The organism is Streptomyces kaniharaensis, assembly GCF_009569385.1.
Lineage (GTDB): Bacteria > Actinomycetota > Actinomycetes > Streptomycetales > Streptomycetaceae > Kitasatospora > Kitasatospora kaniharaensis.
The window spans coordinates 294,986-307,533 of sequence record NZ_WBOF01000002.1 but is presented as its reverse complement, the minus strand read 5'-3'; the positions used below and the strand labels follow the sequence as shown (position 1 = coordinate 307,533).

General features: G+C 70.9%; 12 protein-coding genes. 4 read left to right on the top strand and 8 right to left on the bottom strand.

Translation table 11 applies throughout. The features are described 5' to 3' along the window. The first annotated feature begins 80 nt into the window (after positions 1–80). Complete coding sequence (locus F7Q99_RS28990; protein WP_326847303.1) at positions 81–707, top strand: TetR/AcrR family transcriptional regulator; 627 nt, start codon at positions 81–83, stop codon at positions 705–707. Positions 708–741: 34 nt separating this feature from the next. Then, the gene (locus F7Q99_RS28985) at positions 742–1,872 is read left to right on the top strand and encodes a DUF6183 family protein (RefSeq protein ID WP_153466895.1); all 1,131 of its coding nucleotides are present in this window, start codon (positions 742–744) and stop codon (positions 1,870–1,872) included. On the opposite strand, the gene F7Q99_RS28980 is transcribed toward F7Q99_RS28985, so the two are convergent. From F7Q99_RS28980 to F7Q99_RS28945, 8 genes are all read right to left on the bottom strand, one after another. After that, positions 1,857–2,132: a hypothetical protein gene (locus F7Q99_RS28980; protein ID WP_153466894.1), complete on the bottom strand. Its 276-nt coding sequence runs from the start codon at positions 2,130–2,132 to the stop codon at positions 1,857–1,859. The genes F7Q99_RS28985 and F7Q99_RS28980 overlap by 16 nt on opposite strands. A gap of 79 nt (positions 2,133–2,211) precedes the next feature. Beyond that, positions 2,212–3,399 (bottom strand): alpha/beta hydrolase, encoded by a 1,188-nt coding sequence (locus tag F7Q99_RS28975; protein WP_195911297.1) that lies wholly within the window; start codon positions 3,397–3,399, stop codon positions 2,212–2,214. Positions 3,400–3,738: 339 nt separating this feature from the next. Then, complete coding sequence (locus F7Q99_RS28970) at positions 3,739–5,625, bottom strand: TniQ family protein (protein ID WP_153466892.1); 1,887 nt, start codon at positions 5,623–5,625, stop codon at positions 3,739–3,741. A gap of 4 nt (positions 5,626–5,629) precedes the next feature. Further along, positions 5,630–6,898 (bottom strand): AAA family ATPase, encoded by a 1,269-nt coding sequence (locus tag F7Q99_RS28965; RefSeq protein WP_153466891.1) that lies wholly within the window; start codon positions 6,896–6,898, stop codon positions 5,630–5,632. Next, positions 6,895–9,126, bottom strand: coding sequence for a transposase (locus tag F7Q99_RS28960; protein WP_326847302.1), 2,232 nt, complete (start codon positions 9,124–9,126; stop codon positions 6,895–6,897). The genes F7Q99_RS28965 and F7Q99_RS28960 overlap by 4 nt, the downstream gene beginning before the upstream one ends. Further along, positions 9,123–9,974, bottom strand: coding sequence for a TnsA-like heteromeric transposase endonuclease subunit (locus F7Q99_RS28955; RefSeq protein ID WP_153466890.1), 852 nt, complete (start codon positions 9,972–9,974; stop codon positions 9,123–9,125). The genes F7Q99_RS28960 and F7Q99_RS28955 overlap by 4 nt, the downstream gene beginning before the upstream one ends. A 197-nt stretch (positions 9,975–10,171) precedes the next feature. Further along, positions 10,172–10,696 (bottom strand): ATP-binding protein, encoded by a 525-nt coding sequence (locus F7Q99_RS28950; RefSeq protein ID WP_326847366.1) that lies wholly within the window; start codon positions 10,694–10,696, stop codon positions 10,172–10,174. Between the two features lie 305 nt (positions 10,697–11,001). Beyond that, positions 11,002–11,502, bottom strand: a complete 501-nt coding sequence (locus F7Q99_RS28945; RefSeq protein ID WP_153466889.1) for a hypothetical protein — start codon at positions 11,500–11,502, stop codon at positions 11,002–11,004. Positions 11,503–11,753: 251 nt separating this feature from the next. On the opposite strand from F7Q99_RS28945, the gene F7Q99_RS41735 reads away from it, so the two are divergent. Beyond that, positions 11,754–12,200, top strand: coding sequence for a MazG-like family protein (locus F7Q99_RS41735; protein ID WP_230211098.1), 447 nt, complete (start codon positions 11,754–11,756; stop codon positions 12,198–12,200). Positions 12,201–12,328: 128 nt separating this feature from the next. Then, complete coding sequence (locus F7Q99_RS42765; RefSeq protein WP_268267684.1) at positions 12,329–12,451, top strand: hypothetical protein; 123 nt, start codon at positions 12,329–12,331, stop codon at positions 12,449–12,451. The last annotated feature ends 97 nt before the right edge of the window (positions 12,452–12,548 follow it).

Below are 12,548 nucleotides of genomic sequence, written 5' to 3'. Positions count from 1 at the left end.
GGACCCGGCTGGCAAGACCCCGGTGGCCGACAATCGTCCGGAGACGTCGATCGAGCGGATGGGGGCGGGTGCGGTTGGGGGTGGCCACGGGAACGTACGGAGGCAGGTCCGCGCAGGAGCGCCGGGCCGAGCGCCGCGAGCGCTTCCTCGCGGCGGGGCTGGAGCTGTTCGGCGGCAGCCCCGGCTACCGAGCCTCCTCGGTGACCGCGCTCTGCGAGGCGGCCTGGCTCTCCACCCGCCAGTTCTACGAGGAGTGCCGCAACCTGGAGGACGTCCTCGCCCGGCTGCACCTGCTGGTCAACGACCTGACCGAGCAGGAGGTCGTCCGGGCCCTCGCCGAGAGCGCCGAGGCCGGGTTCGAGCAGCGCATCGGGGCGGTACTGCGCGCCTACGTCACGGCCGCGACCCGGGACCGGCGCCGGCTGCGGATCGCCTTCGTGGAGATCATCGGCGTCAGCGAGGCGCTGGAGCGGCAGCGCCTCGTCCGGCGGGCGCGGTGGGTGGAGCTGATCCTCGCCGAGGCCGGGGCGGCCGCGGCCCGCGGGGAGGTCGCACCCCGGGACTACCGGATCGCCGCGACGGCGTTCATCGGCGCTGTCAACGGGCTGTTGCACGACTGGACGGCCGGACAGTTCGAGGCCACCCTCGACCAGGTGATCGACGAGCTGGCCGGGCTCCTGCTCGGGGTCGTACGACCCGGGGCCTGAGGGGGCCGGGCCCGGGCGGATATGCTCGCGCGCCATGGCGAAGACGATCAAGCAGCTCGTGGAGGGCCTGGCCGGGCAGGACGCCGTGGGGGACGTCTGCCGGCTCCTCGACGAGCACCTGGAACGCGGCGACACGGCCTACCTGGCGGAGTTCGGCGCCGCGCTGCACACCCGCTACGGCTCCGGCCGGGCGGGCGCCGAGCACCAGTACCTGTTCGACCGGATCCTCTGGGACGTGGTCACCACGCCCGGGCCGGAGAACGTCGGGTACGCGCTGTGGCTGGGCCTGGCCACCCGCTCGCGCAGCGGACGGCCCGTCCGCCGCGCAGCCGCCGTCCTGGCCGCCCATCAGCCGCTCGCCGCCCTGGCAGGGGTGTTCGCGGGCGACCGCGCGTCCGAGACCGCGCCCGAGGAACTGCGGGCCTGCCTGGTCCACGAGCTGGTCCTGCGGGGCGCGCCGATCGCCGAGCGGCCCGAGGTGGTGGCCTGGGCGGCGGCCTCCCCGTACTGGGCCGGGCATCCGCTGGCCTGGCTGCCCTGGACGCTCGCCCCGTTGGAGGGCGTGCCGAGCCTGCCGCACTACTCGCGGGGCGGCGCGGCGTACGGCGTCGGGTACGGGCTGCCGGAGGGCGAGCGCCTGACGGGCGGCGGCGCCGCGCCGGTGGTACGGCGGGGCGCGGAGGAGCCCGGGCTGGGCGCCGCCGTGGAACGGTGGGCCGGCCGGTTCAACGGGCGGGTGGAGACGGCGGTCTTCCACGCGGCGGAGCCGGTCGGGCCCGAAGCCGTACCGGCGGTGCTGGCCGCGCTGTCGCTGGACTGCCTGGCGGGCTCCGATCCCCTCATGGTCGTCCCCGGTACGGCGGCGCAGGCGTGGCGGCAGCTCTTCGGCGCGGCCTCCATCGGCGGTGGGCGCGAGGACGAGTGGTGGTACGGCGCCTACGGCCGGCTGGCGGCCTGGCGCTCGCTGGCGGCACTCGCCGGCGCGGCCGAGGACGCGTCACCGGAGGAGGTGCAGCGACGGGCCGAGGGCTGCGCCTGGTACTGCTTCGCGGCGGCCACCGACGACTGGTTCAACCTGGACACCATGGACCTCGGGCTGGCCGTGCTTGACACCGACCGCCGTCGGCTGGCGGTGCTGGCAGCCACCGACTATGACGGGGGCTGACCAGGCCAGGTCGCGTGCGGGTACGCCGAGACCCCGAGCCCGGCCAGGGCGGCGTCCCGCAGGGCGGAGCAATCCAGCAGGACCAGGGTGAGGCCGATCGCGCCGAAGGTCTCGGCGGTCGCGAACCGCCGGCGGTGGCGCAGCGGCAGTCGGTAGGCGGGGCAGCGGGCGGGCACGGTCGGTTCGAGCGCGGCGCCGCAGCGAGGGCACCCGGGCGGGGCACGCGGCGGCTCGTGCGGGGGCGGAGTGCTGCTGGTCATACCCGGGAGTCTGGTGGGGGGTGCGGGGGCCGCACATGAGTAGGCGTACTCAATTCGCAGCCCCCGCCTGTTCCTCCCGTCAGTCGGTTAGGCAGTGCGTCCCGGCAGCCGGCACGGTGCCGCTGACCAGGAAGGCGTCGACTGAGCCACGGATGCACTTGCTCGCCCCGTACGCCGTGTGCCCCTCGCCCTCGCGGGTGAGCAGGACGGCGTTGCCGAGCTCGGCGGTGAGCTTCTCGGCCCAGGCGTACGGCGTGGCCGGGTCGCCGGTGGTGCCGACGACCACGATGGGCGCGGTGGCGGTCGACTTGATCGCGTGCGGCTTCTCGGTGGAGCGGAACGGCCAGATCCGGCAGTCCGGGTCGAACAGCGCCGCCAGCGGGTCGTGCTTGCTGACCAGCGGGGCCTTGGCGGTGAGGTCGGCGAGCGCGGCCTGGAGCTGCTCGTCGGCCGGGGCGTCGGTGGCGCCGTCGGCGACGTCGAGCAGGTAGTCGCCCTTGCCGCGCACCATGGCCCAGCCGAGCGAGTTGCGCAGGCCAGCCCAGGCCTTCTCGCCGCCGTACAGCCGGCTGAGCACGCCGGTCCAGGCCGCGGTGGCGGTGAGCTTGCGGCCCTTCCCGGTCGTGAGCGGCTTCTCCTTCAGCCCGTCGAGGAAGTCGGCGAGCTTCTGCGGGGCCCGGTCGGCGTCCTTGTCGAGCGGGCACGGGTCCTTGGTGACGCAGTCGGCGGCGAAGGCCTTCAGCGCCCGCTCGAACCCGGCCTGCTGCTCGATGTTGTGCTGCACCAGGGAGGTGGAGGGCGAGGTGGCGCCGTCGAGGACGAGCCGGCCGACGCGGTCCGGGAACTCCTCGGCGTAGAGCGAGCCGAGGTAGGTGCCGTAGGAGAAGCCGAGGTAGTTGAGCCGCTCGTCGCCGAGGGCGGCGCGCAGCACGTCCATGTCGCGGGCGGTGTTGTGGGTGCTGACGAAGGGCAGCACCTTGGCGTACTTGGCCTGGCAGGCGTCGGCGAGCTGCCGGCCGTGGTCGGCGCCGGGCTCGTCGGTGGTGACCCAGGTGTCCCGGGCCTGTTCGTCGAGGCACTTGAGCGGGCTGGTGCCGGCGACGCCGCGCGGGTCGAAGCCGACCAGGTCGAAGTGGTCGTGCAGCGGACCGTCGAAGCGCTTTGGGTCGCCCTTGACCGTCTCGACGCCGGAGCCGCCCGGGCCGCCCGGATTGAGGAGCAGCGCGCCGACCCGCTGCTCCGGTTTGGCGACCGCGTTGCGGGTCACGGCGACGTCCAGGGTGCCGGTGGCCGAAGCGGTGTAGTCGAGCGGGACCTTGAGGGTCGCGCACTGCAGTGTCGCCTCGTCGACCTGCTTGGTCGCCGGGTCGTCCGGGCAGGCTGCCCAGGCGAGCTGCTGGCCGTGCGGTCCTCCTTGCGCAGGCGTGCCCCGCCCTGAGCCAATCGGGCCCCGGACGCCAGGTCTGGGGCGCCTCCAGTATCTCCTTTGAGACCGGAATCGGTTGTTGGCCCCTGATCCGTCGATCGGTGCTGGTGGAGGATCGTGTAGGAATCGATAGTTGGCCCAGTTCGGAACCGATAGTTGGCCTGAGCAAGTCGCGCAAAGTCACGGAGAGTAGTCACCTGGTTGGCGATCTGCGCTGCCGATCAGGGCCCGGACCCGGTCGTCGAGGACCGTCCGTAGCCTGTGGTCTGTGGCGTGATGGATGTGGTGCAGAATCCGGAGCTCGGGTGTCCCGGGCCCAACTCGGCGGTTGAAGGCGGACAGCGGCGCTCGGAACGAGGGTGCGAGCTGCCATTCGCTGCCGGTGACGGCGGCCCAGACGTAAGCGGAGGCGCACTCCCGGAGTAGCTCGTGGGAGCTTGTCCGCGGGCCTTGACCGAGCATCCGGCCTAGCTGTTGGGTGATGGTGTCCCAATCGGAGTGCCCAAGGTGCCAGAAGGCGAGGTTCTGGCGGCGCTGGTAGTAGTTGACGGGTTCTCGGGCGATGTGCTGGGTGAGGGCCTCGAAGGCCTCGGCGATATCCGCGCTCAACAGCGGATGGGCGCTGTTCTGGCTCGGATGGAGGTTCTGACGCATGAGCGCGCCGGGGCCTGAGCGGTCCCAGCTATGGGGAATGCCCAGCAGCTCGGCTGCTGCGTCGACGGAACAGCCCGCAGCGGCCTGGACCAGTTGGACTGCCACGACTCGGCGGAACTGGACGGGCTTTCGCAGGTGCCCTGGAGGTGCCCCGTTCTCTGCCAGGACGGTGAGCCAACTGCCCGGGGGACGCTGAGGGATGTGCTCAGGCAGGTAGCCGCGTTCGCGCACCGGGATGACTAGCGGGCCGGTGTGCGAGATATGCGTAGGCACGAAGATCTTTTGGCAGCACTGCTCGACGTCGTGCCTGAAGAGCGGTGAACACCTGGTCCTCAGGATGTCCCAGGTCTGGCTCCAGGCGGATGCGTCGTAGCGCGGGGCGCGTCCTGCGAGGTTGTGGATTTCGGCCCGGAACGCAGTTCTCGGCAGGCGGACGAGCCGGTCGGCGAGGCTGAGCACTTCTGCGGAGGCCGTGCTGGCGGTGGGCAGAGCGCCCCAGCGTGGCTGTGTCTGTCCGGGCCAGGGCCCGTGAACACCGCGTCTGTACTCGTCCATGAGCTGCGAGATGGCGCCGCTGGGTGGCCCGGCTGGGTCTGGCGGCTGCCGGGCCGCGGTGATGAGAGCGACAGCGACTCGAAGGTCCGAGAAGCGCGAGATTGCCGTCGAGGGGTAGTGGCCGGGTTCCAGCATCGTCTGGAGCCTGCGTTGAAGGTCAGCGAGGTCCGGAGCGAGCTGTGTTGCGGGGCTGGCCGCGAGATCGTCCAGCGGGTGGCCGCAGACCGTGCCCTGAGGCCCGGCTGAGACCCGGTTGCGGCAGCGTGCGGGGTGAAGGTGGCCGAGGCCCGGGAGGGGAACAAGCTGGGGGCTCTTTGCCCATGATCCGGCCTGGGCCGGCCGCCGACAGCGTGGGCAGGTGTCGACGAGCATGCGGTTGTGTTCCAGACAGGCGAAGATCACGGGCAGGCGCCAGGACAATTTCCAGGGTCCGCCGTGCAGTTGCTGGATCCGGCTCCCGTCGCCGGCGAGGCAGTCCGGGCAGTAGCGGCTGGACGACAGCAGCATCCACTCGGTGGTCACCGTTCGGGGTCGTGGTGCTTGTCCGGGCCAGACCAGGACGTCGGCGACCGGAGGGTAGTGGCTGCTCCAGGGGCGGAGGGTCAGCTGGTCGGACTCGTCCTCGGTCAGCCGGGTCGAGCGGGCGAACGCTGCCCGGACGTTCGCTTCGAGCATGAACAGGTGCCGGAGCGGGGCCTGGCCCCGGTCCTCGAATGCGAGCCCCGTTCGCCTGACCACCTGGGTCGGGGTCAGATCGAGGTGATGGGCGAGTCTCAGGACGAATCCGGGCAAGCCCTCGCCGGGCAGCGGGGCCAGGCTCCTTGGCAGCGGAGGGTGTGCGTCACGGCCAGGAACCATCGACTCAGGCCCCGCCCGCGGCTGCCCTGGGGCCGAGGTCGTCGAAGACGGTGTTGCGCGGGCGCTTCTGCCGTCGGGTCGGAGGCTTCTTCGCCTTGGAAGAGGAGAGGTCCGGAACGATGGGGATCTCCCCGGCTCCGGGATCGCGGCCCAGTGCGTCGAGGCTGATGGTGATCGTGTCGAGAAGCTCCTCGTCGAGGTACTCCTTCCCGCTGGCCATGGCCTCCATGGCGCCGTCCTCAATCAGGCGCGCGAGCAGGCCGATGACACCGTTGGTGCGGCGCCTCAGGTATTCGGGCATGGTGCCCCCGGTGAGCATTCCTGGCCAGGCCTTGAACAGCCGCAGGCCGTCTTCCAGGCCGGCCAGGTGGTCCAGGAAGGCCTCGATGCCTTCCGAGGTGGTGCATTCGAAGGTCCCGAGTTCGACGAGGTCGAAACGGCGCTCGGTCTGGGTCACCTCCAGGCCGTGGACGTGGGTGCTCGCCGAGGGCGGGAACACCCACTGGCGGGCCCGGGAGTCCCACTTCGCCTTCCGCAGCAGGCCGGAACCGGGGATGTCGGCGCCGATCAGGACGAGGGTGACGTTCATGCTCATGAACGCCCGGATCAGATCGAGGACGTCCTGGTCGTCGGCCCGGTGCATGCGGAGTCTCGTGATGTCGTCCAGAATCAACGCGCGGACCCCATGGCCGTCGAGCGAGGCCGCGACCTGCTGGACGAGCTGGGGAAGGGTCAGGCCCTTCGTGTGGGCGCCGAAGAAGTCGAGGATCGCCTGGCAGGTGCTCTTCGGCGTCGCGGTGACCGGCGTCTGGACATAGACGACAGGGGCGTGAAGCGCTCGCGTTCCGGGCATCGCGTGCGGATTGATCTGGTGGCCCGCTTCCCGGAAGGTGACCTCGAACTCGGCGGCGATGTCGCAGACGGTCTCGGTCTTTCCCTGGTAACCGAGGCCGAAGACCATCACCCCAGGCCAGGTCGCGGACGTGAGCCGCATGGCGTTGCCCCGGATGCGCCGGTCGACGAGAGAGGCGACCCTCTTTGCCATCGGTGTCTCCTGCAGCGGCATGTTGACGTGCGTCGCCGTGCGGTGCAGGTTGTGGAGCGCTTTGTCGCGATCGCTCATCGCCTGCCACTGGTCCAGGGACAGCCGGGGCGCCGGGACGAAGGACCGGCGGGACCGGCAGTAGTACTGCCAGCCCTCGTGGGTGTCCCGGCGGGGAGGCTTGCCGCCGAGGATCTCGGCGAGCGGGTGGGTCGGTGCGGCATCGGTCATGCGTGGTCCTCAAGCGGGGCGGGGGCGTCGTCGGGCGGGATGAGGAAGAGGTTGCGTCGGCGCAGGCTGTCGCCCAGCCGCGGCGGCGGGACCGGGCGGCGGACCACCGACGCCTCGCGTAGCCGGCGTCGTTCCGCATCGACCGCCTTCGCGATGTCGGCTGCCTCGACGGGCCAGGCGACCACTTCGGCCGCCGGGCCCTCCGGCGTGGAGGGCTGGTCGGCTGCGGCTTGCGCGGCGTCTGCGGCCCGGCGCGAGCGGGCGCTCTTCTCCCGCTTGCCCATCTGGGAGGGCCACTGGCTGACCGGGATCGCCGAGCCGAGGATGTCCAGGAGCACCGGCAGCAGTTCCTCGTCCGAGCGCGGTTTCAGCCCGGCCCGGCGGACCTCGCCGAGCAGGGCGTCGACGTTGGTGTCCGAGAACGCCGGGACCTCGCCCTCGGGAGGCAGGCCGGTCCAGCGCAGGACGTGCCAGCGTTCGGGATCGTCGGGGTCCTGGAAGAACACGGTGCGGCGGTCGCGGCGGTCGGAGCGGATGACCCACTTGCCCTTGTGCCGGCCGCCGCGCGAGGACCGGCCGTGGAAGCGGTCCTCGTCCAGGACGTCGGCGTAGTAGTAGAGCCCGAGGATCTTCACCCCGCGGCCCGCATGGATCATCACGTGGTGGGGCCGCAGGAGCTTGTAGTAGAGCTCCGGGCCCGGGATCTCGAGGTCCAGGCCGCCCTGCCGTGTTGATGCCGCGAAAAGCGAGTTCGGACTGTGGGGCCCGTCCGGCGCCCAGGCCGGCGCGTACTCGCCCAACTCCCGGTTCTGCCAGACCTTCACCACCCAGGTGGCGACCACATGCTCGACCTGAGCCAGCGTCAGCACCGCATCCGCCTCGGGGCCGGCGCCCCGGTCGGCGACATCCGTTCCGGTGAAGCCCAGCAGGTGCTCCAGCAGGAGCGTCTTGATCGAGGAGAACGCCCGCTCGACGGCGAACTTGTCGTGGGCCCGCAGCGTGCGCGCCGGCAGGATCGTGCAGCCCAGCGCCCGCTCGGCGGCGACGATCTGGTGGCTCTTGTAGGGGCCGCCGTGGTCGGTGGTGACCGTCTCCGGCGCGAAGAACGGCAGCGCGGCGACCCTGTGCCCGGCGAACTGGGCGACCAGCGTGGCCGGAGCGCCGGGGTAGGGCCACTCCATGTCCTCGCCCCAGCCCTCGCGCATCGGCAGCGGCATCACCACGTCCCGCAGCAGCATCGCGATGTCCACCGACGTGTCCGACACCAGCGTGAGCCGGAACGCCACGATCGAGTGCGTGTAGAGGTCCAGCGCCAGCGACATCACCGCCGACACCGGCTCGCCGAACACCTGCTCGCGGACCTTCACCGGCAACGGCGTCGAGTCCAGAGCGACCACCTGCCCCGGCCGGTGGACCACCACCCTCCGCCCGGCCTGCGCGATCTCCGCGGTGCGGACGTAGCGCTGCCGCGAACCGTCGGGGCCGAACCACTCCTGCCAGACCGCCGCCAGCGTCTTGCAGCACGGAACGTCCTCGGCCGGGAAGTCCGGGAACACCTCCCGGATGTACTGGTGCAGCAGCCGGTGCCGGGCGGCCATGGTCATCCGCGAGCGCCGAAGGCATTCCTCCCTCACCGCGTAGATCCCTTCCCGGATCTCCGGGGTGATGCTGGGGCGGCCCCCGCCCGCGCGGAGCCAGCGGCCGTCCGCGCAGGCCAGCACCAGGTCCTCGCCCTTGCTGCGGGCTAGGCGCTTGAGCGTCCGCTCACTCATGAACCGCAGCCCCAGTGCCTCCGCCTCAACGGGCGGCATCGCCCGCAGTTCGGCGGCCTTGGCTCGGCGGCGCTCGCCAAGCGTGGTCATCGCCGGATCGAAGCCCGGCCTCGGCTCGCCCTGCAGGGCCCGCGCCGGGTGCCCGGCCCGAAAGCCGGTCTCGGTCTCCAGCACGTGCTCGGCCCGGATCCGGGCCCGCCGCATCTGCTCGGGTGTCAGGTCGGACAGAACCGTTCCCCGTCGGTCGCCGCCGGTCCGGGCCAGACGGCCGGGAGTGGGCAGCGGACGGACACCGGGGTGGTTCGCCAGCCAGCGCAACGACCGCCGGCTCAGCTCTCCGCCGGCATCGGCCAGGACCACCCGGCCCAGATGCGGTTCCAGCTCCTCGACCGTGAAACAGACGCCACCGAGCTCCAGCCGGACGCCGGGCGCCAGGACCAGGACGCCGCGGCTCACTGCCGCCGCCCCTGCGACGGAATCATCGGCTGCTGTCCGGCGAGCCAGACCGGGGACCGGTCGCCGAGCGGCTCGCCCAGATCGACACCGAGCCGGCGGTGCCAGAGCAAATGGACCGCCTCGGCCCGCGCCAGCTCTGGCCAGTCCGTCGACTCCACCAATTCCCCGAACCGCAACGGCCCCTCGGCGACGGCGTCCAGCAACTCGCCGTGCAGGCCGAGCAGGTCCTTGCGCGGGCGGCGCCGGGCCGACAACGCGTCCAGCACCCCCACCACGTGCGGGCGCCAGCCGGTGACCACGGTGTAGTGCCAGCCGGCCGCCGTCGCGACTTCTCGTGTCGCGGCGAACTTCCGCGCGTCCTCGTCGCGGACCAGAGCGGCCGGGCGGACGTCGAAGAGCCAGTTGCCGTCGGGCATCAGCGCGAGGAAGTCCGGGATGTGAGCCGCGCGGCCGCCGGTGTGCTCGAAGTCCAGGCGGAACGGCTGCGGCAGCACCTCCCGGGCCCGCAGGAAGTCCAGCGCCCGCAGCAGGTCCCGCTCCTCCAGCGACTCGAACCCGTGCTGGCGGCCGGTGGAGATCATGGGCTCCAGGCCCGGCCGGTGCCGCTGCCGGGCCCGCCAGGTGAACCGGCGAACCGGCTGCGAGTCGAGCACCGGCACCGACTCCAGATCCCTGACCGGCCAGACCACCTGGCCGCCGTCGAACAGCCAGGTCGTCGACCAGCGTCTCGGCCAGGACGCATCGAGCACCAGGCGCCGGCGGTGATCGCCATCGCCGGTGAACGTGCTGATCAGCGCGGTGAGATCGCATGCGTCCGAGCGGATGGCGGGTCCGGTCCGGAAACTCATGCGCCAACCCCAGCACCCCCGGCGCCCGCGGGTAGCCAGGCGGGGTGATGTTCACCCGGTCAAGTGAAGATCACGAAGCGGAGGCCGGAGCGTGGCGGGCAACCTGACCGCCGAGATCAGGAGGATGGCGGCCAGCGCGGGGATGACAGTGCGGTGCTGGGCTGAGCTGGCCCGCCTGTTTCGCGTGGCGGCGGACCTCAACTCCTGACGGCCTCTGCGATCTGCAGGGCGGCCTGGGCGGGCGTGAGGTGCGTGGTGTCGACGACCTCGGCCTCGGCGTGCAACCAGGTGCGGGCCGCCTCGGCGTAGGGCTCAAGGTATTTGAGACGGAACCAGGAGTTGGGACCAACAACAGTGTCCCCTGCGATGCGCCCGCGGAGGGTCTCCTGGTCGGCATGGAGAACGAAGTGCCGCACCGGAATGGCGTGTTGGGCGAGGCCCGTGCTGATCTCGCGCCAGTACTGCTCGACCAGGACAGTCATCGGCATCACCAGAGTCCCGCCGGTGTAGTCGAGCACGTGGCGGGCGGTCTCGACTACGAGTGGCCGCCACGGCGGCCAATGCTGGAAGTTGTCCGTCCCGGGCAGCCCCGGTGTGATGTCCATGAGTGTCTCGCCAACCTTCTCGGCGTCGAACACCCGGGAGTCGGGGATCAGCTGCTGCACGAGTGCACTGGTCGTCGTCTTGCCTGCACCGTGGGTGCCGTTGAGCCATACGATCACGGGTTCGACACTAACGGCGCGCGGGTCACAGGAACGGGCATAGCAGAAATCCGGTACGGCTTCGGCGCTGACTGCGACGGTGTCAACCACTGAGATCGGATGTCACCTAGCTCGAAAAGTCGCAACTACTGAGCCGGGACACGAGAGTTGGAACCAGTGGGGCCGAGCGACCTGACGGTTTCTCGTCGATGGGACACGCTTGTTGGCACCAAGTGGTCACGATTCTTGGAACCAGCAAGGCCCTTGTATAGCTTCGCCGGTACCAGTGCTGAGGACCCTGCGGCTTACCGGCCCCTGGAGGGGTATCACTGACACGTGATCAGGCTCTCGCCGTCGCCGAACCTGAACCCCAGGGCATGGACCAGGTCGAGTACCAAACCCTCGGCGAGTGGGTCACATTCCGCCTCAAGGGTGGTTCTCACCGCCACTGGGTCGGGTTGAAGGCCGGCTGCCTCCGCCCAGGCCACGGCCTGACGGGTGACCTCGTCGGGATCACCGATCCACTCCTCGGGGACGTCGTAGTCTCGCGCCATCTCCGGAGACAGTGCGCAGTGCCAGGTCAGACCGCCGGGGCTGGCTGCTTCCACGCTGACGACGTCGCTGTCGTGGACATACATGACGAGGGCCGGGGCTCCCGTCTCAGTCGCGATCGAGTCATGCGGAGCAACGCCTGGAGACAGTTGCAGGATCTGCCAGGCGCCATCCCTGGCCGACCACCACGACGTGGCGGCAAGCGCCTGTACTGCTGCCAGCTCGGTCACCGGCTGCTCGGCCCGTGCCACAACGAAAGATCCGGAGAAACCCATGGATCGAGACCGTAGCCCCCGGCGCTGACACCCCCGGCTTCCTCACTGGTTCCAGGCCGCCGGCGCCCACATCCCTCAGGGTCGACAGGGTCACTCAAGGGTCCCCGAGAAGGGTCGCCCGGTTCCAACATGCGTGGCCAGGTTCCAACCATCGTGGCCCGGCTCAACTACCCGGTGTGGCCAGAACCCCGCAGGGGCCAACTATCAATTCCAGGGGCCAACTATCAATTCCGGCCTCATCCTTGACGGCCTTGGCCACCGGTGAGCAGCAGCCCGGCGTCCGGGCGCTCGAAAACGCCGTGTTCACCCGGGGCTCGCCCGGAACCGCCCAGGTTGATCGCACGCATCGAACAGGGGCAGGATGCGACGCCATGACGGACTCGTGGGAGATTATCAATTCCCTTGCAGAGAAGCTTAATTCACTCTCCACCGTGCCTCATGAGCAGGAATTGCTCGGGCAGGCTCTCAAGCTCGCCGAGGAGACCGGAGAAGTTGCCGAAGCCGCCATCGGGGCTCTCTCGATGAACCCCCGGAACGGCAACTCGCATACCTGGGACGACGTCCGCAAGGAGGCCTGCGACGTCGCCGCCACCGCGCTGATCCTCATCGCCCGCACCGGCGCCGACCCCCGCGACATCTTTGAGAGCCACCTGCACTTCCTCCAGCGTCGATCACTCACCGGGGAGGCCACAGAGTGAACACCCCCACTGCGACGAAGACCGCCGGCGGCGAGGAGAACGACGACACCGCGATGATGGAGTACCAGCCGCCCGGCAGCGCTTCGGTGCGCTCCCCCTGCCGGTAGAGCACGGTGGCCAGGCGGGTGGTGGCCATCGTCCGTGCCCGGGCCTGGGTGGTGTTCGGCGTCGGTGGCCCGGCGCAGGTCGGCGACGACCTGGGGCCCGGTGTCGCCGTGCTCGCGGCCGGCGGTCAGGCCGAGCTGGAATAGCGGGCGGGCCTCGTCGTACAGGCCGGCGTCGAAGCTCGACCAGGCGGTCAGGTTCGCCAGGCGGGCGATCGCGCCGAGCAGCGCGCCTCGCACGGCC